A 26657-nucleotide genomic window follows, 5' to 3' on the forward strand; every position below is an offset into this window, starting at 1 on the left:
GGATGAATCAATGCGCTGTAGGTCGATCAGCTTCACGGCAGCCCTCTTCCGTCGTCGTTTTCCACATACCTGTCTCGGTGAAGAACCGCACATAGCCGTCCAGCACGTCCGCCCCCATCGGGGGGCATTCGATTCCCGAACCGGCCAGGCCGCGCGCCACGTTGGCCCGGTCGTAGCGGACCGGAGCGGCCGCGTCCGCGCGGTGCGCGAGCAGGACCGCCGCGGACGGCAGGACGCTGCCCTCGGCCGCCGTACGCGCCCGGTCGGCCACCCGCTCGGCCCACTCCCGGGCCGGCAGAGGCTCCAGCGGATGGCCCGCCGCCCGGATGCGCTCCAGGATCGCGGCCACCGGAGTCGGTTCCGGGGCGCTCAAGCTGTAGGCGGAGCCGTCCGGTTCCGCGTGGCGCGCCAGGTGCACGATCGTCCGGGCCACGTAGTCGACCGGGACCAGGTCCTCCGCCCCGAGCGGCCCCGCGCCGTCCGGAGCCGCCCCCAGCTCGACGCAGGCCCGCAGCAGAATCCACAGCGCATCGTCCGCCGCGCCCGCCCCGCTGCGGGTGTCCCCGCTGATGCGGCCCGGCCGGTGGATCGCCGCCGGCACACCGCGCCGCCGCGCCTCGCGTACCAGTTCCTCGCCCACCCACTTGGTCTGGACGTACCCGTTGGGCAGCACGCTCTCCGCCGGCACCCGCCGGTCCTCCCGCAGGACCTCCGGGTTGCCCCGGGAGGCGAGCAGGACGCTGTTGGTCGAGACGAAGTGCACCGGGACCGCCCGGCCCGCCGCCAGCCGCAGCACCTCCTGGGTGCCGAGCACATTGGCGGCCCGCAGCCGCGCGTACGGGTCGACGAGGTCGACGCGGGCACCGTTGTGGAAGATCAGGTCGACCCGTGCGGCGAGGTCGGCGAAGGGGCCGTCCGCCAGGCCGAGCCCGGGGAGCCGGAGATCCCCGGGGACCGCGGTGATCCGCTCCCGGAGGGGCTCGTATCCGATCCGGTAGCGACGCAGGTTCCGTTCGACGCGTAGGAGGGCCTCGGCCGCGTCCGCCGCCCGCACCGGGCACACCAGTCGGGCCCGCGGAAAGGCCCGGACGATCTCCGCGGCGAGGAACGCCCCCAGGAAACCGGTCGCCCCCGTGAGCAGGACGCACTCGGGCTCCGCGGCCGGCCGGCCGCGGGACGGCGCGGAAACCCGGATCGCGGGGTCCAGCCGCGCCTCCGCGACGAGGTCCACCTCGCGGCCGGCGCCCCGGCCCGCGACGGCGTCGGCCAGCGCGGCGACCGACGGGGCCGTGAACACCTCCCGTACCGACAGCTCGACGCCCAGTGCGGCGCGGAGCCGCTCGGTGAGCCTGACGGCCAGCAGCGAATGCCCGCCCAGCGCGAAGAAGTCGTCGTCGATGCCGACCGCGGGCAGACCGAGTACGTCGGCGAACACGGCGCACACGGTCCTGTCCCGCTCGTCGCGCGGTCCGCGCGCGGCAGCGGCGTCCGGCACCTCGGGGGCGGGAAGCCGGGCCCGGTCGATCTTGCCGTTCGGGGTGAGCGGCAGCTCCGGCAGGACCACGATCGTGGCGGGCACCATGTACGAGGGCAGCCGTTCGGCCGCGAACGCCCGCGCCTCCCCAGGGTCGGTTCCGGCCGGACCGGCCGGGGCGGCATAGCCGACCAGACGTCGGTCGCCGGGGCGGTCCTCGCGCAGCACCACCGCGGCCTGGGCGATCCGGGGATGGGCCAGCAGCGTGGTCTCGATCTCACCGGGCTCGATCCGAAATCCGCGGATCTTGATCTGGCCGTCGGTGCGGCCGAGGAACTCCAGTGCCCCGTCCGGCCGTTGGCGCACCAGGTCGCCGGTGCGGTACATCCGTGTGCCCGCGGGCCCGAAGGGGTCGGGGACGAACCGCTCCTCGGTCAGGTCCGGCCGCCCCAGGTAGCCGCGGGCCAGACCCGCCCCGGCGAGGTGCAGTTCGCCGGGAACACCGGGCGGCACGAGCGCACCCGCACCGTCGAGCACGTAGACCCGGGTGTTGTCCATCGGCCGGCCGATCGGCACCGCGCCGCGGACCGGCCCGCTGACATGGTGGTACGTGGCGAAGGTCGTGTTCTCCGTCGGACCGTAGCCGTTGGTCAGCCGCGTGCCGGGACAGGCGGCCAGGAAGCGGTCGAAGGCGGCCGGGGAGACCGCTTCACCGCCGGTCCACACCTCCCGCAGCCCGGCCAGGGCGCCGGGGCGCTGCTCGACGATCAGGTTGAACAGCGCGGTGGTGAACCACGCCGCCGTGGCACCGTGTTCGGTGATGGTCCGCTCCAGCACGTCCGGATCCGGATCGCCGGGCGGGACCACGACCACCTGACCGCCGGACAGCAGCGGCACCCACAACTCGTAGGTGGAGGCGTCGAACGCCGCCGGGGAGTGCAGCAGCACCCTGGAGTGGTCGCCCTCCCGCCAGCACCGGTCGAAGGCCAGGCTCACCACATTGCGGTGCGTGACCTCGACCCCCTTCGGTGTCCCGGTGGAGCCGGAGGTGTACATCACATAGGCCGGCTGGTCGGGGGAGAGGTCCAGGGGCGGGGCGCCGCGGTCCTCCGCTCCGGCGGTCGCGGCCTCCACACCGATGACCCGCAGCCCTTCGCCACGGGGGTGCGGCGGCGCCGACCGGTCCACCAGCAGGACCGACGCCCGCGTCCGGTCGAGGACCAGACGCATCCGGGAGACCGGGGACCTGGCGTCCAGCGGAACATACACCGCGCCCGCCTTGACCACGGCCAGGACCGCCACCACGAGGTCCACCGACCGCTCCAGCAGCAGGGCCACCGATCCCCCCGGAGCGACCCCCAGCTCCCGCAGGCGCCACGCCAGCCGGTCGGCCGCCGCGTCCAGTTCGGCGTAGGTCAGCCGCTCGTCGCCGCAGCTGACGGCGGTGCGGTCCGGGACCCGTGCGGCCTGCGCCCCGAACAGCTGCGGCAGGGTGCCGGCCGGGATCTCCCGGCCGGTGTCGTTGACCCCGGTCAGCAGATGACGGCGTTCGGCCGGGGTGAGCAGGTCGATGCCCCCGACGGGTCGGCCGGGGTCGGCCGTCACCGCCCGCAGCAGCTGCTCCAGACGACGCAGCAGGGCCTCGACGGACCACGGGTCGAAGAGGTCGGTGCGGTACTCGGCCGTGCCGTCGACGCCCGCCGGCAGCCCGTCCGGGCCGTGCCGCTCGGTCAGCGACAGGGACAGGTCCAGCCGTGCGGTGCCGGTGGCCACGGGCAGCACCTCGCCGACCACTCCGGGCAGCTCCGGCACGGACAGCGGGGGCTGCCAGGCGAGCAGCACCTGGAAGAGCGGATGGTGGGCGAGCGAACGGGCGGGGCGGAGGGCCTCGACGAGGTACTCGAAGGGGACGTCCTGGTGGGCGTAGGCGTCCAGGCTCCGTTCCTTCACCCGGGAGAGCACCTCGCGGAAGGTGGGGTTCCCCGAGGTGTCCACCCGCAGGACCAATGTGTTGACGAAGAATCCGACCAGGTCCTCGGCGGCCTGGTCGGTGCGGCCGGCGACGGTGGCACCAAGGGGGATGTCGTCACCTGCGCCGAGACGGGAGAGCAGCGTCGCCAGCGCCGCGTGCACCACCATGAACGGGCTCACCCCACAGGCGTGGGCCAGCCGCACCAGCCTCCGGTGCAGCGCGGCGTCCCAGGCGACGGACAGGTTCCCGCCGTGGGGGGATGCCTGGGGCGGGTACGGGCGGTCGACGGGCAGGGCGATGCGCTCCGGCAGCCCCTCCAGCGCCCGGCTCCAGTACGCCAACTGGCCGGACAGCAGGCTGTCCGGGGCGTCCCGCTCACCGAGCAGCCCCCGCTGCCACAGGGTGTAGTCGGCGTACTGCACCGGCAGCGGCGTCCACCGGGGAGCCCGGCCCGTGCGGCGCGCGGTGTAGGCGGTGGCCAGGTCCTTCCCCAGCGGCGCCAGTGACCAGCCGTCCGCGGCGATGTGGTGCACCACCAGCATCAGCACATGGTCCCGCGGCCCCAGCGTGAACAACCGGGCGTGCAGGGGGATCTCCCGCGCCAGATCGAACGCGTACCGGGCGGCGTCCGCCGTCGCCTGCCGGAGCCCGTCCGCGGACAGGGCGGTCACGGTCAGGTCCGGGCGGGCGTCCTCCGGCGCCAGGATGTGCTGGCGCGGTACGCCTTCGGCGTCGGGGAAGAGGGTCCGCAGGGACTCGTGGCGGGCGACCAGGTCTCCCAGCGCGTCCCGCAGAGCGGCGGTGTCCAGTTCGCCGGTCAGGCGCAGCGCCACGGGAATGTTGTAGGTGGCGGACGGGCCCTCGGCCCGGTGCAGGAACCACAGGCGGCGCTGGGCGAAGGACAGCGGCAGCACCGCGGGGCGACCGGCCGGACGCAGTGGGGGGCGGCCCGCCGCGGCCCGCCGCGGCCCGCCGCACCCGGTGTGCCAGGGCGGCGGGCGTGGGGGCCTCGAACACGGCGCGGACCTCCACCTCGACACCGAGCGCGGCCCGCACCCGGGAGACCAGCCGGGTCGCCAGCAGCGAGTGACCGCCCAGGTCGAAGAAGTCGTCGTCGGCCCCCACCTCGGGCACCTCGAGGGTCTGGGAGAACAGCCCGCACAGCGTCTCCTCGACCGCGTCGCGCGGGGCGCGGTACGCCGAACTCCGCTCGGTGGGGCCGGTGTCCGGTGCCGGCAGGGCCTTGCGGTCGATCTTGCCGCTGGGCGTCAGCGGCAGCGCGTCGAGAAGGACGTACGTGGACGGGACCATGTAGCCGGGCAGGGTCCGGCCGAGTGCCTCGCGCAGCGTGGCCGCCAGCCGCCGCTCGTGACGGCGCTGCGCGCCGTTCACATAGGTGTGCCAGGGCCGGGGCCCGGCATCGGGCCGCGGCGGGGCGGTGCGCGGGGCCGTGCGCGGGGCCGCGGCCGCGGGCGTGGTGCCGCCGTCGTGGCGGCGCAGGATCACGTCGAAGGAGCCGTCGGGACCGTGCCGCGACCAGTCGAAGGCGATCCGGTAGCCGCACTCCCGCGCCAGCAGCCACAGCTCCTCCGGGTCCGCGGCGTCCGCGACCGGGGTGTCACCGAGCCCCCGCCGCAGCTCCCGCACCGGTGATCGGCCACTCTCCCGCAGCCGCCGCAGCAGTGCGGTCAGCGGCCGCAGCCGTTTGTTCGGCACATCGCGCAGGGCCAGCACGTCGGGGCCGCTCCCGGCCAGCAGGGCGCGGAGCGACCCGACCGTCAGCTTCTCCGCACGCCACTCCCGCCATGCGTACGCGCTCCGGTCCGTGGCCGGGCCCCCGACGGTCAGCAGGACGTCATAGCGGAAGCGGGTCATCTCGTTGGCGAAGCCGCCGCGTTTGGGCAGGACCACGACATCGCTGATGTCCGCCGACCGCGTGGCGAGCGCGGTGAACAGCGCGGGGTCGACGACCAGTTCCCGTTCGTCGGCGACGCCGCGGCGGATGCGCTCGCGCAACCGGTCGGCGGGCAGGTCCTCCTCGGCGCGCAGGATCTGCACCGAGGCGTGGAAGGCTTCGAGCAACGGCAGGCTGCGTACGTCGCCCACCAGCAGCGTGCCGCCGGGCGCGACCCGCCGCACGGCGCTCTCCAGCACGCGCAGCAGATGGCGCTCGTCCGGGAAGTACTGCACCACCGAGTTGAGGACCACGACGTCGAACAGCCCGTCCGGCAGCTGCTCGAGCCCGTCGGCGGCGCATTCGAAGAGCTCGACCCGTCCGGGGAGCCCGCCGGGGCCGGCCGTCCGCCGGCGCAGCCCGTCCAGGACGACCGGCGAGATGTCGGTGCCCCAGTACCGCTCGCAGTGCGGGGTGACGCGGTGCAGCAGCATCCCCGTTCCGCAACCGATGTCGAGCACGGACCGCGGCCGGAGGCCGAGGACCAGCTCCGCGGTCCGGTCGGCCCATGCCCGCATCTCCCGCGCGGGCAGGGGCGCTCCGGTGTAACTGCTCTGCCAGCCGCGGGTGTCGAGGGCCGGGTCGGTGTCCCCGGCGGCCTGCGCGTACGCGGCGTCCCAGACATCGCGCCACTCGTCGGGCCCCTCCGACGGGGCGTGGCCGCCCTCGTGGACGCCGTCCTGCCCGGCCACCACATAGGCGACCAGCCGCTGGTCGCCCGGAGCGTGCTCGCGCACCGTCACCACGGTGTCCTTGACACCGGGCTGCCGCGCGAGGGCCGACTCGATCTCACCGAGCTCGATCCGGTGGCCGCGCAGCTTCACCTGGTGGTCCAGCCGGCCGAGGAACTCCAGCCGGCCATCGGCCCGGCGACGCACCAGGTCACCCGTCCGGTACAGCCGGCCGCCGAGAACGGATCCGAACGGGTGGGCGATGAAGCGTTCCGCGGTGAGCGCACGGTTGCCCAGATAGCCGCGGGCCAGACCGGCACCGCCGATGCACAGCTCACCGGGCACACCGAGGGGAGCCAGGCGGCCTTCGGCGTCGAGCACGTGCAGCTCGGTGTTGGCGACGGGCTCGCCGAGCGTGACCGGACCGGGAGGGGCACCGCCTGCGGTGTCGGTCCCGGTGACCTCGTTGACCGAGGACCAGACGGTGGTCTCGGTGGGACCGTACATGTTCCACAGGCGCACGCCGGTGCTCAGCAGCCGCCGCGCCAGCTCCGCCGGCAGCGCCTCTCCGCCGGCGAGGGCGCGGAAGCCCCTCGCCCCCTCCCAGCCGGCGTCGAGCACCATCCGCCAGGTGGAGGGCGTCGCCTGCATGACCGTGGCACCGGACTCCGCCAGGGCGAGGGCCAGCCGCCGGCCGTCGGCGGCGGTCTCCCGGTCGGCGAGCACGACGCGCGCCCCGGCCATCAGGGGCAGCAGGAGTTCGAGGGCCGCGATGTCGAACGCCAGCGTGGTCACGGCGAGCAGGGTGTCGTCGGCACCGATGCCGGGCCGCTCCTCCATGGACAGCAGGAAGTTTCCCAGGGCACCGTGCGAGATCTGCACGCCCTTCGGACGCCCGGTCGAGCCCGACGTGTAGATGACGTACGCCAGGTCCTCCTCCGCCACGGGCTCGCCGAGGGCGTCGGCCGGCTCGCCGTCCAGCTCCGCGCCGATCTCGTCCAGGCAGAGCACCTGCGCGCCGGGCACCGGCAGACCGTCCAGGACCGGGCGCCGGGTCAGCAGCACCGACAGGCCGGAGTCCGCCAGCATGTGTGTGACACGCTCCCGCGGCAGGCCCGGATCCAGCGGAAGGTAGGCACCGCCGGCCTTCAGCACGGCCAGCAGCCCCACCACCATCTCCGTGGTGCGCTCCAGAAAGATGCCCACCAGCACCTCCCGGCCGACCCCGAGACGCTTGAGGCGTCGCGCCAACCGGTTCGCCCGCTCGTCGAGTTGGCGGTAGCTGAGGGCACCGTCCGCACAGCGCAGGGCCTCGGCCTCCGGGGACCGGGCGGCCTGCCGTTCGAAGCGCCGGTGGGCGAGGACGGGCCCGCGCCACTGCCGGGGTGCGGGATTCCACGCTTCCAGCAGCCGGCGCTCCTCCCGCGGCGTGAGCAGCGGCACCGCGGCGATGGACCGGTCCGGGTCGGCGACCAGGCTCTCCACCAGGGTCCGCAGATGCCGCGCCATCTGTTCCACGGTGGCCCTGTCGAACAGGTCACTGTTGTACTCCAGCGAGCCGCGCAGCCCGTCGGGCCCCTCGAAGACCTCCAGTGACAGATCGAAGCGGGAGGTGATGCTCTCCACGGCGAAGGGCTCCATGTGCAGCCCCACCCCGTCGAAGCCGGGCAGCGCGATGTTCTGGTAGAGAAAGGAGACCTGGAAGACCGGCGACCGTGACAGGTCCCGCTGCGGTCGCAGCTCCTCCACCAGCCGCTCGAACGGCACGTGTTGATGGGCGAACGCGCTCAGGGACGTCGCACGCACCCGGGCCAGCAGCTCCCGGAACGCCGGGGCGCCGGACAGGTCGGTCCGCAGGGCCAGCGTGTTGGCGAACATGCCGATCAGCCGCTGGGTCTCGGGCCGGCCCCGGTTGGCGACCGGAACGCCGACGACGATGTCCTCCGCGCGGCTGTACCGGTGCAGCAGCACCTGGAAGGCGGCGAGCATCGTCATGAACGGGGTCGCGCCCTCCCGCTTGCTCAACGCCCGCAGCCCGTCCGTCACCGAGGCGGGCAGCTCGAAGGGGCACGACGCCCCCCGCATCCCCTGCACGGCAGGGCGCACCCGGTCGGTGGGCAGTTCCAAGGCCGGCGGGGCGCCGTCCAACGCCCGCTTCCAGTACTCCAGGCCCGCCGCCAGGGCGTCCCCGTCGAGCTGCCGGCGCTGCCATACGGCGTAGTCCGCGTACTGGACGGGCAGTTCGGGCAGCTCCGGCTCCACACCGGCGCAGTACGCCCCGTACAGGGTCACGAGTTCTTCGAAGGCGACGGAAGCCGACCACAGATCACCGGCGAGATGATGCAGGGTCAGCAGGAGCAGGTGTTCGTCCTGGCTCAGCCGCAGGAACTTCACCCGCCACAACGGTCCGTCGGCCAGGTCGAACGGGCGGCTGAACTCGGCCCGGGCGAGTTCCCGCAACTCGGCTTCGCCCTGCGGACCGTGCAGCCGTCCGCATTCGAGGACATCGAACTCCACCTCACCGGATTCCGCGACGATCTGCACCGGCTCGCCGCCGGATTCCGTGAAAGTGGTGCGCAACGACTCATGGCGGCGCACCACCTCGTTGCAGGCACGCCGCCAGTTCTCCACGTTCAGTGGCCCTTTGACGCGTAAGGCGCCCGGGATGTTGTAGGCGACGTTCCCCGGTGCCAACCGTTCGAGAAACCACAGGCTCTGCTGTGCGAACGACATGGGGAACTTCCGCCGATTCTTCTTCCGGTTTCGCAGTCGCTCGGCCAGCAGTGCGCGCTTCTCGGCCGCCGAAAGATTTCCCAGGTCGGTATTTGTCACGGGCGCAGCGTCTTTCTGTGACACGAGGCACGGTGACCACGTGGCGGGGCGGTGCGGTGAGGTGAGGTGAGGTGAGGTGAGGAGAATGCGGAGGTACGGCGCGGACGGCCGTCAGACGGATGACTGATGCACGCGGCCGCCGCCGTCGGCGTCGCCCGGCCGGGCGCCGAGGAGGTAGAGGGCCTCGGGGCCGAGCCGGGCCCGTGTCCGGGGGTGCAGCATCCCGGCCTGGGTGGCCTTCCGCTTCTCCGCATTGGCCGGAGTCGTGTAGAAGGCGAACAGCGAACGCCGGGGCCGGCCGCTGCGGTTCGCCGTGCCGCCGTGCCACAGATGCACATTGAAGACGAGCAGCGATCCGGCCGGTGCCACGATCAGCTGCTCCTGAGGGTGGGATGCGGCGGGGTCGCGCATCCCCTCGGCCGGCGCCTTTCCCCACCGGTGCGAGCCGGGGACCACGCGCGTGGCACCGTTGTCGGCCGTGAAGTCGTCCAGCAGGAACATCGAGTTGAGCCCCTGCCAGTTCCCCGGCTCGGGAACCTCCTCCCGCCAGTCCGCGTGCAGGACCTGGTGTCCGTGACCGGGCCCGGGATCACGACCGCTCAGGATTCCCAGGGTGATGTCCCCCGGCAGGACATGGCTCACCGCCGCCAGCAATAAGCGATGGGTGTAGAGCACGTCGAACATCTCACCGGCGTTGACCAGGTCGGGAACGATGACCGAGCCCGGCTCGTGTTCACCGCACCGCTCGGGATCCTCGTTCGCCAGCTCCTCAAAGCGTTCCCGGAACGCCTGTACCCGCTGCTGATCGAAGAATTCGGGGAGAACGAAGAAACCGTCCTCATCGAGACGGTGCGCCAGCGCCGGGTCCAGAACGTCATCGGTGACCTTGAAGTGCTCCAGCACCTGGGTCTTGTTCACCGGCAATTCCCTTCAGTCGGCGACTCCCACGCTTCCTTCGCACGGATACGCAGGAACGCGGACGACGGATTCGTACTCGTGAAACCCGGAAAGCAATGCCGCAGACCCGGTACCGGATCTGTCGGAGGATCACTCGTCCACACTCTGCCAACTCACCGCCGACACGTCCTTGACCGCCAGCGCACACTCCTTTGACGATCAGTGCACACGGCCCGCCCGGTGCCCGCCGGCCCGGGTCCGGTCAGGCGGGATGACGGTGCGGCACCTGCGAGGCCCCGCGCGGGTCGGCGGTGTGCCGGGGCCGCGGGGACGGGCGGCGCCGTCGGTACTCACCCGGAGGCAGCCCGTACCGCGCCTTGAACGCCCGGCTGAAGACGGCCGGGGCGGTGAAGCCCCAGCGCGCTCCGATCTCACCGGCGCTCAGCTCGTCGAGCAGGGGGTCGGCCAGATCGGCCCGGCACCGTTGCAGGCGCTGCTCGCGGATGAACGCGCCGACGGACTCATGATCCCGCTGGAACAGCTGGTGCAGGGAACGCACGGAGATGTGGTGGGCCTCGGCGATCACCGTGGGCGACAGCTGAGGCTCACCGAGACGCTGCCGGATGAAGGACTTGACCTCACTGAGCAGCACCGTCTGCCGCGTCGTGGCGGACGACAGACCCTCGGTGTCGGCCAGGTCCGCCAGAAACGCCGAGGCGAGGTCGACGACCGCCGCACCCAGCCTGCCCGCCTGCGGCCCGGGAAGCGTCGCCGCCTGCTCGACGAGCCCGTTCAGGACCCCGCCCAGCACCACCCCCACACCGGTGTGCGAAGGCAACCCCCGCGCCACCAGGCCGCGCAGCGCCCGCTCCGGTACCGGGACCGCGCTCCGTGGCAGCCCCGCGACCACCAGCCGCACCGGGCCGTTCGCGCCGAGCGCCATGGCCTCGAACGGTCGCGAACTGTCCCACAGCCCCAGGTCACCGGGCCCCAGCGACGCCGTGTCGCGCGCCTGCTGGACCTCCACCGACCCGCTCACGACCAGCCCCAGCTCCAGCATCTGCGGATCGGAGCGCTGGATCATTCCCCGCGTGCGCACGAACCGCGCGCCGGGGAACTCCGGCGCGGTCACCCGCACCTGTCCCAGGTCCATCATCATGATCGAAGCGCGGTGGTCGGCCGGGCACGTACCGGTGCCGCGGGCCGGCACCCGGACCCGGGACGTCAGCTCGCGCCACCGCCGCAGCCGCTCCCGCTGCTCCGCGACCGGCACGTTCTTGGATCGGAGTTCGACCGCGGTCTCGTCCCATGACCCACGGGCGCGGTACGTCAATGGATCCCGCCCCCTCGGTCGACGAGCGCCGGCAGGCCGAGGGCCGGCCATGCACCGGGCGGCACCACGAGCGGGCCCGGCCACGCACCCCGCGCCACCGGACCGCCCCCGCCGGGCCGCAAAGATCCAGCGCCTGCTCTCCGCCTTCTGCCCTGGACAGGGCAACGCACCTGACCGACCACGACTCCCCCCGAACCTCAACGATCAAGTTCGGCGAGGTTTTCAGAGTCGCCGGTGCCCGGTCCAGAAGGAATCAGGCCGTATCCCGCCCGCTCAGGCGGCCGCTGCCTTCGCGGCCTTTTCGAGGATCACGACGCACTCCACGTGATGCGTGAACGGGAACAGGTCGAACGCTCGCATGCGGCGTGGTGTGTAGCCGGCCTGGGCGAAGTAGGTGAGGTCGCGGGCGAGGGCGGCCGGGTCGCAGGCGACGTAGGCGATGCGGCGGGGGGTGAGGGAGGCGAGGTGGTGGACGGTCTTCTTGCCGGCGCCGGCGCGGGGCGGGTCGAGGACGACGAGGTCGACGTCGGTGATGCCGGTGCGCGGGAGGATCTGGTCGACCTTGCCGTGTTCGACGCGGACGCGGTCCAGGTCGGCGAGGTTGTGGCGGGCGTCCTCGACGGCGCGCTTGGCGGATTCGATGCCGAGGACGGCGCCCTTGTCGCCGACGCGTTCGGCGAGGGCTCCGGCGAACAGGCCGACGCCGCAGTAGAGATCGAGGGCCATATCGCCCTTTTTCGGCATAAGCCCCTGCATGACGGCCTCGACGAGGAGGTCGGCGGCCTTCGGGTGGACCTGCCAGAAGCCGCCGTTGCCCACCCGCCAGGTGCGGCCGGCGGCGCGTTCGCGGACGAAGGGGCGGCCGTGGACGCGGTGGACACTGCCGTCCTTCTCGCTGACGCGGAGGACGGAGACCGGCTTGTCGAGGTCGACCAGGGGGAGGCGGCCGCCGGGGCGCGGGGTGAGGACGACCTGGCGGTCGTGGGAGCCGGTGGCGGCGATGGCCTCGACGGTGGCCATCTGGGGCCAGGAGCGGTTCTCGATGCCGAGTTCTGAGACGCCCTCGGCGGCGATCAGGCAGTGGGTGACCGGCTCGATGTCATGGGAGCGGTGCCTGCGCAGGCCGGCGTGGCCCTCGGCATCGACGGCGTACTGGACGCGGGTGCGCCAGGCCGGCACCTCGCCCTTGGCGACCTTGTCGCCGGGGGCGGGCTCGACCGTGCCGTCCCAGCCCGCGTCCTCGGGTGTGAGACCGGCCAGCCGCTGGAGCTGTTCGGCGATGACGGAGGACTTCAGGCGGCGCTGGGCACCGGGGGCGGCGTGCTGCCAGTCGCAGCCGCCGCAGCGGCCGGGGCCGGAGAAGGGGCAGGGGGCCTCGACCCGGTCCTTGGAGGCGGTGTGGATGGTGACGGCGTCGGCGCGGAGGAAGCGGGCGCCTTCCTCGCCTTCGGTGACCCGGGCCGTGACGCGCTCGCCGGGGAGGGCGTGCCGTACGAAGAGGACCTGGCCCTCGTCGGTGCGGGCGATGCAGTGGCCGCCGTGTGCCACCGGTCCGACCTCGACCTCGTACTCCGCGCCGACCAGGGACTTCTTCGGTTCTGCCTGCATGGCGGGAGGACTCCTGAGGTGGGGTGATGCGGTGCGGTGGTACCGAGGCGGTACGGCGGGGGCGGCGGGACGTACCAGTGCGGTACGGCGGGACGCCAGCCGTCCATTCTACGTCCCGGCGCGGGGTGTTCCGGCCCCGCCGTACCGTGCCCCGGGGCGGGCCGCGGGTCCCCCGCCGGGCCCCGCCGCGCCTCGCCCCGGTCCCGTGGCCGCTACCGCTTGGTGGCCGCCTTCTCCTTCTTCGGCTGGGCGACCGGCCCGCGGCGTACCGCACCGGGGGCGTTCCACTCCGCGCGCTTGCGGGCGCGGACCTTGGCCGCCTCGGAGGAGTCCAGCTGCCAGGGGACGGAGGTGACCATCACGCCGGGGGTGAACAGCAGGCGCCCCTTGAGGCGCAGCGCCGACTGGTTGTGCAGCAGGTGCTCGTACCAGCGGCCGACGACGTACTCGGGGATGTAGACGGAGACGACATCGCGCGGGCTCTCCCGGCGCAGCGACTTGACGTGGTCGATGAAGGGCCGGGTGACCTCACGGTAGGGAGAGGCCAGGACCTTCAGGGGTACGTCGATGCCATGGCGCTCCCACTCCTGCCGCAGGGCCTTGGTGTCGGCCTGGTCGACGTCCACGCTGACCGCTTCGAGGGTGTCGGAGCGCATCAGCTTGGCGTAGTTCAGGGCGCGCAGGGTGGGCTTGTGGACCTTGGAGACCAGGACGATGGAGTGCACGCGGGAGGGGCGTACGACATCGTCGGCGGGGGTGTCGTCGACAGCGATCTCATCGGCGACGTTGTCGTAGTGACGGCGGATGGCGGACATCGTCACGTAGAAGATGACCATGCCGAGCAGCGCCACCCAGGCACCGTGGGTGAACTTGGTCACCAGGACGACGACCAGGACCAGGCCGGTGAAGAAGGCGCCGAAGGTGTTGATGGCCCGGGAGCGGTGCATCCGGCGGCGCTTGGCCGGGTCCTGCTCGGTGACCAGGTGGCGGTTCCAGTGGCGGACCATGCCGATCTGGCTGAGCGTGAAGGACACGAAGACGCCGACGATGTAGAGCTGGATCAGGCGGGTGGAGTCCGCGCCGTAGAGGTAGACCAGGACCGCGGCCGCGCCGGCCAGCAGGACGATGCCGTTGGAGAACGCCAGCCGGTCGCCGCGGGTGTGCAGCTGGCGGGGCAGGTAGCGATCCTGGGCGAGGATCGAGCCGAGCAGCGGGAAGCCGTTGTAGGCGGTGTTGGCGGCGAGGAACAGCACCAGCGCGGTGGCCGCCGCGAGGACGACGAACAGCAGGCTGCCCTTGCCGAAGACCGCCTCGGCGACCTGGGAGATGACCGGGTTCTGGGTGTAGCCGGCGCCGACCGGCGTGCCGTGGTCGAGCAGGTCCTTGGCGGGGTTCTCCGCCATCCGGACGCCGGTGGCCAGGGCCAGTCCGATGATGCCGCAGAACATGGTGACGGCCAGGCCGCCCATGAGGGCCAGGGTCGTGGCGGCGTTCTTGGACTTGGGCTTGCGGAAGGCGGGCACACCGTTGGAGATGGCCTCGACGCCGGTGAGCGCGGCACAGCCGGAGGAGAAGGCCCGCAGCAGGAGGAAGACCAGCGCGAAGCCGGCCAGGCCGCCCTGTTCGGCGTGGATGGTGTAGTCGGCGGTGGGGGCCTTCATCGTGTCGCCCAGGAACACACCGCGGATCACGCCCCAGGCGATCAGGACGAAGACGCCGGCGACGAAGACGTACGTCGGGATCGCGAAGAGCTTGCCGGACTCCTTGACACCGCGCAGGTTCATCAGGGTCAGCAGGACGATGACGGCGATCGCGCAGAGCGTCTTGTGTTCGACGATGAACGGGACCGCGGAGCCCAGGTTCTCGATTCCGGAGGAGATCGAGACCGCCACCGTCAGGACGTAGTCGACCAGCAGCGCGCTGGCGACGGTGAGGCCGGCCTTGGGGCCGAGGTTGGTGGTGGCGACCTCGTAGTCACCACCGCCGCTCGGGTAGGCGTGCACATTCTGCCGGTACGACGCGACGACGGTGAACATCAGCACCACGACCGCGACCGCGATCCACGGGCTGAAGCTGTACGCGCTCACTCCCGCGACGGAGAGGACGAGCAGCACCTCGCCCGGCGCGTAGGCCACGGAGGACAGCGGGTCGGAGGCGAAGACGGGGAGTGCGATGCGCTTGGGGAGGAAGGTCTCTCCCAGCTTGTCGCTGCGCAGTGCGCGCCCGATCAAGATCCGTTTGGGCACGTCGGTCAGTTTGGACACCCGAGGATGCTAAAGGTTCGTCAACGCTCGTGCCCAACCGTGGCCGGTACGTGGGAGTGGTGGGCGTGTGCGCTGACGCACACCCCGCCCGGGGCTGTCACGGGACGTGAGGCGCCTGTCACGGCGCGGTTCGTACCGCCGTCCACGGCGTCTCCTAACGGTGAGCGGCATAAAGGCTACGGTTGTACCGGACCACGGTCGCTCGGCGCCGGCGCCGGCACCCGGTCCCTATCGCGAGCTGTGGCCTCGTGACGCCGGTACATGGAGAAGGAAGTAGTGAGCAGGGTGTTTGGGCAGGTCAGCGCGCTAGTACAGGGCACGGGGTAACCAGCATGCACATCGTCATCATGGGGTGCGGGCGCGTCGGCGCCGCGCTTGCGCAGACCCTGGAGCGCCAGGGTCACACCATCGCGGTGGTCGACCAGGACCCGACCGCGTTCCGGCGCCTGGGCGCGGCCTTCGGCGGCCGGCGGGTGACCGGTGTCGGCTTCGACCAGGACACCCTGCGGGAGGCCGGTATCGAGGAGGCGGGTGCCTTCGCGGCCGTCTCCAGCGGCGACAACTCCAACATCATCGCCGCCCGGGTGGCCCGCGAGATGTTCGGTGTCGAGAACGTCGCGGCCCGTATCTACGACCCCCGCCGCGCCGAGGTCTACCAGCGCCTGGGCATCCCCACCGTCGCCACCGTCCGCTGGACGGCGGACCAGATGCTGCGCCGGCTGCTGCCGTCCGGTGCCGAGCCGCTGTGGCGGGACCCGAGCGGCGCCGTCCAGCTCGCCGAGGTGCACGCGGCCCCCTCCTGGGTCGGCCACAAGATCAGCACACTGCAGGAGGAGACCGGAGTCCGCGTCGCCTTCCTCACCCGGCTGGGCGAGGCCATGCTGCCGACCTCGCAGACCGTGCTGCAGGAGGGCGATCTGGTGCACGTCATGATGCGCGCGGACGAGGTCGAGAAGGTCGAAGCGGCATTCGCCACGGGTCCTGAGGGGGCGCACGCATGAGGATCGCCATCGCAGGTGCCGGCGCGGTGGGCCGTTCCATCGCCGGCGAGCTCCTGGAGAACGGTCACGAGATCCTGCTCATCGACAAGGCGCCCACCGCCATCTCGGTGGAGCGGGTGCCGATGGCGGAGTGGCTGCTGGCCGACGCCTGTGAGATCACCTCGCTGGACGAGGCGGCGCTGCAGCGCTGCAACGTCGTCATCGCGGCGACCGGCGACGACAAGGTCAACCTGGTCGTCTCGCTGCTCGCGAAGACGGAGTACGGCGTACCGCGGGTGGTCGCCCGGGTCAACAACCCGAAGAACGAGTGGCTGTTCAACGAGGCCTGGGGCGTCGATGTCGCGGTCTCCACACCGCGTCTGATGTCGGCCCTGGTCGAGGAGGCGGTCAGCGTCGGCGACCTGGTGCGGCTGCTGCGCTTCAGCCACGGCGACGCCAACCTCGTCGAGCTGACCCTGCCGCCCGAGGCCGCGCTGTCCGGTACCCGGGTCGGCGATGTGGCCTGGCCCGAGGACACCTCACTGGTCACGATCATCCGCGGTACGCGGGTGCTCACGCCCAGCAAGGACGACGTGCTGGAGGCGGGCGACGAGCTGCTGTTCGTCGCGGCCCAGTCGCGGGAGGAGCAGCTGGAGGACCTGCTGTCGGTGCGCCGCGAGGAGGCCTGACGCGGCAGGAGGACGTGACTGCCTGCGTGCGTCACGCCCGGGGCCCGGGAACCGTGTGGTTCCCGGGCCCCGGGCGTTCGTACGTACGGTTTCCCGCGTGCCGGCGGGCCGGGTGCCGGGTCAGGGCCGCTCGGCGGCCTCCCGCTCCGCCGCCCGCTTCTCCTTGGCCTCCTCCTCGGCCTTCTCCTTCGCCTCCATCTCGGCGAAGACGTCGATCGGGGCCGGCGCCTTCGACAGGAAGACCCAGGTGAGGTAGACGGCCAGCAGGAACGGCGGGATCTTCAGTGCGACCAGCACCCAGCCGAGCTGGGTGGTGTCCGCCCACCAGTACAGCGGGAAGAGGATCGCGCACTTGGCGAGCAGGATCAGGCCCCAGGCCCAGCTGGCCTTGGCGTACGCCTTCTTCCGGCCCGGGTTGCGGGTGCGCCAGGAGAGGTTCTCCTTGAACACCGGTCCCAGGATCAGCCCGATCAGCGGGACGCCGGCGACCGTGGTGACCATGTACGCCACGGCGAGGCCCAGTGTGTAGAGCATGCCCGGCAGGTAGAAGTCCTTGGCGTTGCCGGTCATCATCGCGAAGATCACACCGAAGGCCACCCCGAAGACGCCGCTGAAGGCGTGCTTGAGGGTGTCCCTGCGGACCAGGCGGGCGGCCGCGAGCACGAGCGAGACGGCCAGCGCGGCGATCGCCGAGACGTGCAGGTCCTTGTTGACCGTGTAGATCGCGACGAACAGCAGGCCGGGGGCGACGGTCTCCACCATGCCCCGGACCCCGCCGAACGCTTCGAAGAGCGCCGCCTCGGTCACCTGTCTGCCGTCGTGGGTGCCCTCACCGGGCGGGGAACTGGGGGATGCCTGGGTGCCGGCGGCGGCATCCACGTCAGTGGTCGGTCGGTCGTAAGACGTCACCGGTCACTCCTGTCCGAGCGGTCGGAGTTCGTACTTCGGGTTGAAGAGCACCCGGCGCCCGTGACTCATCGAGACCCGGCCCGAGGCGATGAGCTTACGGCCCGGCTCGATCCCGACGATGGCACGGCGGCCGAGCCACACCACGTCGAGCGCCGCGGAGCCGTCGAACAGCTCCGCCTCGAGCGCGGGCACACCGGCGCGCGGCCGCAGCGTGACATGCCGCAGGGTGCCGGTGACCTTCACTATCTGACGGTCGTCGCAGTCGCAGATACGGGTGCAGCCCGTGTCCTGCGCATCCTGCTGAAGCTCGGCGGACTGCAGCTCCTCCTCGGAGGACGACAGCCGGTCGAGTATCCGGCGGAAGCGACCGGCCGGCTTCTCGCATCGGGTACCAGCACTCATGCGCCCAGCGTACCGGTGGCCGGGGACAGTACCCCTGCGCGTACCACGGGGCGCAGCGGGTCGGCCCCGGCCGCGCCGCCCGCCGGACTCACTGCTCGAAGCGGTACCCCATGCCCGGCTCGGTGATGAAGTGTTTCGGGTGCGACGGGTCGCTCTCCAGCTTGCGGCGGAGCTGGGCCATGTAGACCCGCAGATAGTTGGTCTCGGTGCCGTACGACGGGCCCCAGACCTCCTGGAGCAGCTGCTTCTGGCTGACCAGCCGGCCCGCGTTGCGGACCAGGACCTCCAGCAGGTGCCACTCGGTGGGGGTCAGCCGGATGTCGCGGCCCCCGCGGTTGACCTTCTTGGCGGCGAGGTCGACGGTGAAGCCCTCGGTCTCGACGATCACCTCGTCGTCGGCCGGCCCGGTCGGCTCGGCGCGGCGCACCGCCGCCCGCAGCCGGGCCAGCAGCTCGTCCATCCCGAACGGCTTGGTGACGTAGTCGTCCGCGCCCGCGTCCAGCGCCTCCACCTTCTCGTCGGAGGTCTGGCGCGCGGAGAGCACCAGGATCGGCACCCGTGTCCACCCCCGCAGTCCCTTGATCACCTCGACGCCGTCCATATCCGGCAGGCCGAGGTCCAGGACGATGACGTCGGGGTGGCGGGCGGCGGCGAGCTTGAGGGCGGTGGCCCCGTCGGGGGCGGCGTCGACCTCGTACTTGCGCGCCTTCAGGTTGATCACGAGGGCGCGGACGATCTGCGGCTCGTCATCGACCACAAGCACCCGGTTCACTGGCTGTCTCCTTGTGGTGTCGTCTTCCCGCGGGTCCGGCCCGCGGAGCGTGCGGTGAGGGTGGAGCGTGTGGTGGGAGTGGTCCGTACGGCGGCCCGGGTCATGTCGTGGCCTGGGCCGGCAGGTCGGGTCTGACCGGTGGGCGGCCCGGTGCGGCCCGGAGGGTGAGCACCATGGTCATACCGCCCCCGGGGGTGTCCTCGGCGGCGAGTGTGCCGCCCATCGCCTCCGCGAAGCCGCGTGCCACCGCCAGCCCCAGGCCCACTCCGGCACCGCGCGGGGCGTCCCCGTACCGCTGGAACGGTTCGAAGATCCGGCCCTTGGCGCTGTCGGGGACACCCGGGCCGCGGTCGGCGATCCGCACTTCCACGCGGTCGCCGAGCGCACTGGCCGCGACCAGCACCGGCTCGCCGTCCGGGCTGTACTTCACGGCGTTCTCGACGAGGTTGGCGACCGAGCGTTCCAGGAGCCCCGGGTCGACGGCGACGATCGGCAGCTCCTCGGGGATGTCGAGGGAGACGCTGCCCTCCGGTACGCCGCCCAGCGCCATCGGCACCACCTCGTCGAGGTCGATCTCGCGGATCAGCGGGGTGACCGTGCCGGTCTGGAGCCGGGACATGTCCAGGAGGTTGCCGACCAGGTGGTCCAGCCGGTCCGCGCCCGCCTCGATGCCGGCCAGCAGCTCCGCCTCGTCCTCGGGGGACCAGGCGACGTCGTCGGAGCGCAGGGACGTGACGGAGGCCTTGATGCTCGCCAGCGGGGTGCGCAGGTCGTGGCTGACCGCGGCCAGCAGCGCCGTCCTGATGCGGTTGCCCTCGGCCAGCTCGCCGGCCCGCGCCGCCTCGCCCGCCAGCCGCTGGCGGTCCAGTACGACGGCGGCCTGGGCGGCGAACGCGGCCAGCACCCGGCGGTCCTCGGCGGGCAGCACCCGGCCGGTCAGCGCCAGCGCCATGTGGTCGCCGACCGGCATGTCGACGTCCGCGTCCTCGGGGCGCTGCAGTGGTCTGTCGGCGCCGTCCTCGGAGCCGCCGGCGCGGCCGGCGCAGGTCCACGGCTCGACCTCGCTGCCGCGCTCCAGCAGCGCCACGGTCTCCATGCCGAAGGTCTCCCGTACCCGCTCCAGCAGGGCGTCCAGGGTCGTCTCGCCGCGCAGCACACTGCCGGCCAGGAAGGAGAGGATCTCCGACTCGGCGCGCAGCCTGGCGGCCTGGTGTGTACGGCGGGTGGCGAGGTCCACCACCGAGGCGACCGACACCGCGACCGCGAAGAAGATCGCGATCGCGAAGATGTTCTTCGGGTTGCTGACCGTGAGGGTGTGGGTGGGCGAGGTGAAGTAGAAGTTCAGCAGCAGCGAGCCGGCCGCGGCCGACGCCAGCGCCGGCAGCCGCCCGCCGACCAGCGCGGCGACCACGGTCAGGAACAGGAACAGCAGCACGTCATTGGCGAGCCCGGGACCGTTGGGGATGCTGGTCAGCAGCAGGGTGAGCAGGACCGGGCCGGCCACTCCGACGATCCAGCCGGCGATGATCCGGCTCCGTCCCAGGCGGGCGCCGCGCGCCACCGGCAGGCCCCGGCCCTTGGCGACCTCGTCATGGGTGACGATGTGCACGTCGAGGTCGGGACCGGAGTCGCGGGCGACGGTGGCACCGACCCCCGGCCCGAAGACGTACTGCCAGGCCTTGCGGCGGCTCGAGCCCAGCACGATCTGGGTGGCGTTGACGCCCCGTGCGAACTCCAGCAGCGCGGACGGTATGTCGTCCCCGATGACGTGGTGAAACGTCCCGCCCAGGTCCTCCACCAGCGTGCGCTGGACGGCGAGCTCCTTGGGCGAGGCCGAGGTCAGGCCGTCGCTGCGGGCGATGTAGACGGCGAGTACCTCGCTGCCCGATCCCTTGGCCGCCATCCGGGCCGCGCGGCGGATGAGCGTACGGCCCTCCGGTCCGCCCGTGAGCCCGACGACGATGCGCTCACGCGCCTGCCAGGTCGAGCGGATCGAATGCTCCGCGCGGTACTCCTGCAGGTACTCGTCCACCCGGTCGGCGACCCAGAGCAGGGCCAGCTCGCGCAGCGCCGTGAGGTTGCCCGGCCGGAAGTAGTTGGAGAGGGCGGCGTCGACCTTGTCCGGCTGGTAGATGTTGCCGTGCGCCATCCGCCGGCGGAGCGCCTGCGGCGACATGTCGACCAGCTCGATCTGGTCGGCCCGCCGGACGATCTCGTCCGGGACGGTCTCCCGCTGGCGCACGCCCGTTATCGATTCGACGACATCGCCGAGCGACTCCAGATGCTGGATGTTGACCGTCGAGATCACATCGATCCCGGCTTCCAGCAGCTGCTCGATATCCTGCCAGCGCTTGTCGTGGCGGGAGCCGGGGACGTTGGTGTGCGCCAGCTCGTCGACCACCGCGACGGCCGGCTTGCGCGCCAGGACGGCTGCCACGTCCATCTCGGTGAAGACCGTGCCGCGGTACCGCAGCTCGTGGCACTGGATCTGTTCCAGGCCGTGCAGCATGACCTCGGTCCGGGGCCGGCCGTGGTGCTCGACGAACCCCACGACGACGTCCGTGCCCCGCTCCACGCGCCGGTGTGCCTCGGAGAGCATCGCGTACGTCTTGCCGACGCCCGGTGCCGCACCGAGATATATCCGTAGCTTGCCGCGTGCCATGGCCCCATTGTCTTACGTGAAGGCCGCCCCCACCGGGCTGGGCCTGCTGCGACCCTATCGGCCCGACAAGAGGACAAACGCCCTGAATACCGACTTCACCCCTGGTCTTGACGCGACCCTGATATCCGCCGCGACCGCTGGAAGCCGGCGGGGCGGTTGGCCGGCCAATCGGTCCGGCGGCCGGTCAGCCGACGGCGGGGCAGTCGGCGGGGCAGTCGGCGGGTCGGCCGGCCGTTCGGCCAGGTAGGAGGCGGATGCGGGGGAAACCACCCGTATGGGGAGCGGGCCCGTAAGGGGTGGTCGAACGGATTCCCTAGGGGACGCGAGGCCCCCCTGCGGGGCCACAACCGGCTGGGGGTGGTGGGGTATTCCCGGGGAGTGGTGGGTATTCCCGGGGATCGGAAAACACCATCGCATCGGTGATCGGTGCGGCACGGTCGCCGGCACGGCACGGTCGCCGAACACGGGACAGTCGTCGGGGACCCGGGGACTCCTGAGGGCGGGTGGGCGCCGCGCGAAGAGGTACGCGACGCCCACCCCGTCAGCCGGTCGCCCGGCCGACCGTTCCGGACGCCGCACACCACGCACCGCCGGAGGGCGGCCGGTCCGGCAGTACGGTTCGCCCGGTCACCCCATGAGACCGGCCGGACTCCCCGGACACCAGCCCAACTCCCCTTCCCTGACGCATCGCTGACAGCGGATGGACGGTGGACCGTCGGGGGACGGAAGCGGAGAGCGGGTGACCGGACGGGACGCGACGTGGACGATGCGGGGCGGATGACGCGGGGCGGAGAGAAATCCCTTCGCCCGCTCGTGCGCCGGCTGCGACCATGCCCCATGTGACCGAGACCGAGACTCAACCGACAGCGCCCCGCCCGGCCGACGTACGCGTCGCCCACACCGCCGATCTGGACGCCGCCACCCTCGCGGCGGCCCGGACCCTGCTCCACGACGTCTTCGACGACATGACCGCGGAGGACTGGGAGCACTCGCTCGGCGGTCTGCACGCCCTGGTCCACGAGAACGGCGAACTGATCGGGCACGCGGCCGTGGTCCAGCGCCGGCTGCTGCACAACGGGCGCGCGCTGCGCTGCGGATACGTGGAGGGCGTCGGGGTCCGTGCGGACCGGCGCGGGCGCGGCCATGGAGCGGCGCTGATGGCGGCCCTGGAGCGAGCGGTCCGAGGCGCCTACGACCTCGGTGCGCTCAGCGCCTCCGAGGAGGCCGCGGACTTCTACGCCGCCCGAGGCTGGCAGCTCTGGCGCGGCCCCTCCTGGACTCTCACCCCGGCCGGTATCCGGCGCACCCCCGACGAGGACGGCGGCATCTACGTCCTCCCGGCCGCAGCCGCTCCCCTGGACCTCGACGCCGATCTGACCTGCGACTGGCGCGACGGCGACGTCTGGTAGCCCGGCCGGCGACCCGGCGGCCGGTTCTCCTGCTCCGCGCGGAACGCGGTGGCCCGCTGCGCCGGCAGCGGGCCACCGCTCAGAACCGCTCCGGGTAGACGAGGGCGAGGATCAGGTATCCGAGCAGGCTGACGGCGACGAGCAGGCCGACTACGTTCTCGATGGTCACAGCTTCGCCACTCCCTTGGCGACGAGGGCCACCAGCGCGAAGACCGCGAGCGTGGCGACGACGAAGGCCACGTCGGCCATCGTGTGCTCCTAGTGGGACGGTGAGACGAGGACCCCCACAGCGTGGCGTCCCCGCGACGCCACAGGAACGCTGTTGACGCCTCCCTGACGGGCACGAGCGCCCCGTTGACGGAGCCCTTACAGGCTCCACACGCTCTCGCCGTGTACACACACCAACGGCCCGTACCCCTGGAGAGCGTCCGAGGGGATACGGGCCGTTGCGACCGGCGTGATCCGGCGGCCCGGGCGGGCGCATCCGTCCGTCCGGGCCACCGGTGAAGGGTGAGGAGTGAAGGAGGTCAGCGGATTTCGGTGATCTCGGGTCCGCGCTCCAGGCGCTCCACGCCGCCGCCGAAGCGGGACTGTGCGGCCGGCTCCTGCTGCACGCCGTCCGGCACCATCTGGGCGTCGTCCGGCAGCTTCAGGACGATCGGGTCGCGCGGCGCCATCGGCCCGTCGCCGCGGACGATGACGGTGTCCCGGAAGATGTGCTCCAGCACGCCGGCGGCCTCCGGCTGCACCGCGCCCTGCCCGGAGATGACCCCGCGCAGGAACCAGCGCGGCCCGTCGACCCCGACGAAGCGCACGACCTGCACACCGTTGGTGCCGTCCGGCAGCTGTACCGGAACCTGGGCGCGCAGCTCCCAGCCCAGCGGCCCCTCGACCACGTCCACGACACCGCCCTGCTGGGTGATGCCGGCCGCGATCTCCTCGCGGACCTCCGCCCAGATCCCCTCGTTCCGGGGGGCGGCGAAGGCCTGGAGCTGTACGGCGCTGTCCTGCAGCACCACCGTCGCGGCGACGATCGCGTCGCCGGCGACCTCCACCCTCAGCTCCATGCCCTCGACACCGGGGACGAAGAGGCCGCCGAGGTCCACCCGTCCCTCGGCTGGGTTCGTGACCTCGGAGGCGTCCCAGGGGCCGTCGGGGCGGGGCGCGGGCGGAAGATTGAGCCGCTGCTCCGTCGCCTCGTCCTCGTCGGCGCCGCCGTCCACCGCTTGCTCGTCGGCGAGCGTGGTGTCGTCGGCCGACTCTTCAGGAGCCTCGTTCTTCTTGCGACGTCCGAACACGTCACTGTCCTTCCCGGTCGGCACCGACCGCTGCGTATTCATTCCCGCCCGTGGAGCCGCCCACCGCCGCATGACCGCCGGTGGAACCGAATCCCCCCTCGGCCCGCGCCGAGCCGGGGAGTTCCGCCACCTCGTGGAAGCGCACCTTCTCGACCTGCTGGACGACCAGTTGGGCGATCCGGTCGAACCTCTCGAACCGCACGCTCTCACGCGGGTCCAGATTGACCACGATCACCTTGATCTCTCCACGGTACCCGGCATCCACCGTCCCGGGGGCATTCACCAGCGCCAGTCCGCACCGGGCCGCGAGCCCGGACCGTGGGTGCACAAAAGCCGCATACCCATCGGGCAGGGCGATCGACACACCGGTCGGCAGCACCGTGCGCTCCCCCGGTGCCAACTCGGCGGCCTCGGTGGTCACCAGATCCACACCCGCGTCACCGGGATGCCCGTACGACGGGACGGGCACCTCCGGGTCCAGCCGCCGCAGCAGCACATCCACCGGATTCCGTACCTGACTCACGGGTTCACCTCAAAGGCACGCGCTCGCTTGACCTGGTCCGGGTCGGCCATCGCCGCCCGGATCTCCTCGGGCCTTCCGTTCTCGATGAAGTGGTCGACCTTCACCTCGATGAAGACGGCCTCGGCACGCACCGCGACCGGGCCGTCCGGGCCGCCTATCCGGCCCACGGCCGAAGAGTAGATCTTGCGCCCGTGCACCGCGGTGACCCGCGCGTCCAGGTGCAGCACCGTGCCCAGCGGCACCGGCCGTACGAAGTCGGTCTCCAGCCGGCCGGTCACCGCGATCACCCGCAGCAGCCAGTTCAGCGCGCCGAGCGTCTCGTCCAGCGCGGTCGCCAGCACCCCGCCGTGCGCCAGGCCGGGCGCGCCCTGGTGGGCCTCCTTGACGGTGAACTCCGCCGCTACGCTCACGCCGTCACCGGCCCGCGCCTCCAGGTGCAGGCCGTGCGGCTGTCCCGTGCCGCAGCCGAAGCAGCGGTCGTAGTGCGCGCCGAGGAGTTCTCCGGGCGCCGGCGCGTCGGCGTGCCGGACCGGAGCGACGGCGTCCGCCGGTGGCGTCAGCCGCACTCTGGGTTCGTCAGTTCCACTCACGAGTGCAGACCCTACCCGCGCGGGCGGTGGCCCCGCGCCGCCGTGCCAAGCTGGAGCCATGCAGTCGTACGAAGAACGTCTCACCGCGCCCCGGTCCTGGTGGGCGATCGCCGCGCTGACCGGCGTCGCCTGCGCCCTGATGCTGCTCCCCCTGGGGACGCTCCCGATGCTCGGCGGACTGATCGGCGGCTCGGCGCTCGCCGCGGTGGCGGTGAGCTCGTACGGCTCGGCGCGGATCCGGGTGGTGGGCGGTGCGCTGATCGCCGGTGACGCGAAGATCCCGGCGGCGGCGCTGGGCGAGGCCCGCCCGCTGGACGCCGACGAGGCGCTGGCGTGGCGCACCCACCGGGCCGACGCCCGTGCGTTCATGCTGCTGCGCGGCTATATCCGCACCGCGGTACGGGTGGAGATCACGGATCCGGACGACCCGACGCCGTACGCCTACCTCTCGACACGGCAGCCGGAGCAGCTGGTGGCGGCGCTGGCTGCGGCGCGCGGCTGATCCGCGGCCGGCGGGACCTCCGGGGCCCGCCTGTGTCAGCCGCCCGGGGTGGGAAGGCCGCCGGGGCCGGGGAGGGCGCCCGTGGCGGGGCCGCCGGTGTCGGGGAGGGCATTCCAGGGGACCTGCTTCGTCCGCAGGTCCCGGCGGATCTTCTCCGCGAGTCTTCCGGTGCTCCGGCGGTTCGTGAGGGCGCCGACCGCGGCGCCGATCAGGAACGGGGTGAGGTTGGGCAGATTGCGCAGCGTGCGCTTCATGATCTGCTGGCGCAGTTCGCGCTTCATCTGTCCGCCGAGCGCGATGTTCAGCGAGGCCGGTGCGGTGATGTCGACGCCCCGCTCCTGCGTCCAGGACGTCAGATAGGCCGTCGTGCGCTGCCGGAAGGTGCCCGGCGGGCGCAGCCCGTACACCTCGTGCAGCTCGGCGATCAGTTTGATCTCCACCGAGGCCACCCCGACGACCTCGGCGGCCAGCTCGGCCGGCATGGCGGGCGGTACGGGCAGCATCGCTGCCGCGCCGACGCCCGCTCCGACGGTGGCGGTGCCCGCACGGGCGCCCGCGACCAGCTTGTCGGCCAGCTCCTCGGGGGTCAGACCGGGGAACTGCGTACGCAGCGTGGCAAGGTCCCGGACCGGGATCCGCGGGGCGGCCTCGATGATCCGGTCGGCGATCGCGGCGACCGCCGCCCGCACCCGGTGCCTTCCCCCGGCTGCGCCGGCCCGGCCGGCGCCGGTGACCCTGGCCACGAGCGAGGCCCGGCGGCCCCGCTCCTGTGGGGCACCGGTGGTCCGCTCCGCGGGAAGGGCGGTCGGGTCGGCGGGCGCGGGCGCTGCTGTCTCGTGTGATCGTGCGCCGGCCGCCGGGCCCTGGTCGCCCTTGGGGCCCTTACGGAACGGGTTCACGCCTGCCACGGCGTAGA

General features: G+C 72.4%; 18 protein-coding genes and 1 pseudogene. 4 read left to right on the forward strand and 15 right to left on the reverse strand.

Annotated elements, in window-relative coordinates; translation table 11 throughout:
• Nucleotides 1-7 precede the first annotated feature (7 nt).
• From AZE13_RS34325 to AZE13_RS23675, 6 genes and pseudogenes are all read right to left on the reverse strand, one after another.
• Nucleotides 8-4486 (reverse strand): amino acid adenylation domain-containing protein, encoded by a 4479-nt coding sequence (locus AZE13_RS34325; protein WP_309302212.1) that lies wholly within the window; start codon nucleotides 4484-4486, stop codon nucleotides 8-10.
• A pseudogene (locus AZE13_RS38320) lies at nucleotides 4482-8927 on the reverse strand (amino acid adenylation domain-containing protein); the annotation flags it as partial. The pseudogene AZE13_RS38320 and the gene AZE13_RS34325, both read right to left, overlap by 5 nt.
• 87 nt (nucleotides 8928-9014) lie before the next feature.
• A complete protein-coding gene (locus tag AZE13_RS23660; protein WP_181690426.1) occupies nucleotides 9015-9821 on the reverse strand; it encodes a phytanoyl-CoA dioxygenase family protein in 807 nt (268 codons plus the stop codon).
• Between the two features lie 241 nt (nucleotides 9822-10062).
• A complete protein-coding gene (locus AZE13_RS23665) occupies nucleotides 10063-11133 on the reverse strand; it encodes a helix-turn-helix domain-containing protein (RefSeq protein WP_066935602.1) in 1071 nt (356 codons plus the stop codon).
• A 273-nt stretch (nucleotides 11134-11406) separates the two neighbouring features.
• Entirely contained in the window at nucleotides 11407-12741 is a 1335-nt protein-coding gene (locus AZE13_RS23670) for a class I SAM-dependent RNA methyltransferase (protein WP_066935605.1), read from the reverse strand.
• Nucleotides 12742-12953: 212 nt separating this feature from the next.
• Nucleotides 12954-15005, reverse strand: a complete 2052-nt coding sequence (locus AZE13_RS23675; RefSeq protein ID WP_066935608.1) for an APC family permease — start codon at nucleotides 15003-15005, stop codon at nucleotides 12954-12956.
• A gap of 332 nt (nucleotides 15006-15337) precedes the next feature.
• Between AZE13_RS23675 and AZE13_RS23680 the strand changes: the two genes are divergently transcribed.
• Together AZE13_RS23680 and AZE13_RS23685 are read left to right on the forward strand one after the other, a co-directional pair.
• On the forward strand, nucleotides 15338-16006 hold the full coding sequence (locus AZE13_RS23680) for a potassium channel family protein (protein WP_066935611.1): 669 nt from the start codon (nucleotides 15338-15340) through the stop codon (nucleotides 16004-16006).
• Nucleotides 16003-16674 carry a potassium channel family protein gene (locus AZE13_RS23685; protein ID WP_066935614.1) on the forward strand — a complete coding sequence of 224 codons (672 nt, stop codon included), beginning with the start codon at nucleotides 16003-16005 and terminating at the stop codon, nucleotides 16672-16674. Before AZE13_RS23680 ends, AZE13_RS23685 begins: the two co-directional genes overlap by 4 nt.
• 120 nt (nucleotides 16675-16794) lie before the next feature.
• On the opposite strand, the gene AZE13_RS23690 is transcribed toward AZE13_RS23685, so the two are convergent.
• The 4 genes from AZE13_RS23690 to AZE13_RS23705 form a co-directional block, all read right to left on the reverse strand.
• Nucleotides 16795-17583, reverse strand: coding sequence for a DUF3159 domain-containing protein (locus AZE13_RS23690; RefSeq protein WP_107288417.1), 789 nt, complete (start codon nucleotides 17581-17583; stop codon nucleotides 16795-16797).
• 3 nt (nucleotides 17584-17586) lie between these two features.
• Nucleotides 17587-17985: an OB-fold nucleic acid binding domain-containing protein gene (locus AZE13_RS23695; protein WP_066935617.1), complete on the reverse strand. Its 399-nt coding sequence runs from the start codon at nucleotides 17983-17985 to the stop codon at nucleotides 17587-17589.
• 88 nt (nucleotides 17986-18073) lie between these two features.
• Nucleotides 18074-18757, reverse strand: a complete 684-nt coding sequence (locus AZE13_RS23700) for a response regulator (protein WP_006602617.1) — start codon at nucleotides 18755-18757, stop codon at nucleotides 18074-18076.
• A gap of 100 nt (nucleotides 18758-18857) precedes the next feature.
• Entirely contained in the window at nucleotides 18858-21419 is a 2562-nt protein-coding gene (locus tag AZE13_RS23705) for a sensor histidine kinase (protein WP_066935620.1), read from the reverse strand.
• An 830-nt stretch (nucleotides 21420-22249) separates the two neighbouring features.
• Here AZE13_RS23705 and AZE13_RS23710 point away from each other — a divergent pair.
• On the forward strand, nucleotides 22250-22828 hold the full coding sequence (locus AZE13_RS23710; RefSeq protein WP_066935623.1) for a GNAT family N-acetyltransferase: 579 nt from the start codon (nucleotides 22250-22252) through the stop codon (nucleotides 22826-22828).
• A gap of 79 nt (nucleotides 22829-22907) precedes the next feature.
• Here the strand turns inward: AZE13_RS23710 and kdpF are convergent, their stop codons facing one another.
• From kdpF to AZE13_RS23730, 4 genes are all read right to left on the reverse strand, one after another.
• The gene (gene kdpF / locus AZE13_RS23715) at nucleotides 22908-22997 is read right to left on the reverse strand and encodes a K(+)-transporting ATPase subunit F (RefSeq protein WP_066935627.1); all 90 of its coding nucleotides are present in this window, start codon (nucleotides 22995-22997) and stop codon (nucleotides 22908-22910) included.
• Nucleotides 22998-23355: 358 nt separating this feature from the next.
• Complete coding sequence (locus AZE13_RS23720) at nucleotides 23356-24126, reverse strand: DUF3710 domain-containing protein (RefSeq protein WP_066935911.1); 771 nt, start codon at nucleotides 24124-24126, stop codon at nucleotides 23356-23358.
• Between the two features lies 1 nt (nucleotide 24127).
• Nucleotides 24128-24649 carry a dUTP diphosphatase gene (dut, locus tag AZE13_RS23725; RefSeq protein ID WP_066935630.1) on the reverse strand — a complete coding sequence of 174 codons (522 nt, stop codon included), beginning with the start codon at nucleotides 24647-24649 and terminating at the stop codon, nucleotides 24128-24130.
• Complete coding sequence (locus tag AZE13_RS23730) at nucleotides 24646-25239, reverse strand: PaaI family thioesterase (RefSeq protein WP_066935633.1); 594 nt, start codon at nucleotides 25237-25239, stop codon at nucleotides 24646-24648. The genes dut and AZE13_RS23730 overlap by 4 nt, the downstream gene beginning before the upstream one ends.
• Before the next feature lie 58 nt (nucleotides 25240-25297).
• On the opposite strand from AZE13_RS23730, the gene AZE13_RS23735 reads away from it, so the two are divergent.
• Nucleotides 25298-25741: a DUF3093 domain-containing protein gene (locus AZE13_RS23735; protein ID WP_066935636.1), complete on the forward strand. Its 444-nt coding sequence runs from the start codon at nucleotides 25298-25300 to the stop codon at nucleotides 25739-25741.
• A 35-nt stretch (nucleotides 25742-25776) separates the two neighbouring features.
• Here AZE13_RS23735 and AZE13_RS23740 read toward each other — a convergent pair whose 3' ends face one another.
• Nucleotides 25777-26649, reverse strand: coding sequence for a hypothetical protein (locus tag AZE13_RS23740; RefSeq protein WP_066935640.1), 873 nt, complete (start codon nucleotides 26647-26649; stop codon nucleotides 25777-25779).
• Nucleotides 26650-26657 lie beyond the last annotated feature (8 nt).

The organism is Streptomyces sp. NBRC 110611 (genome assembly GCF_001590865.1).
Lineage (GTDB): Bacteria > Actinomycetota > Actinomycetes > Streptomycetales > Streptomycetaceae > Streptomyces.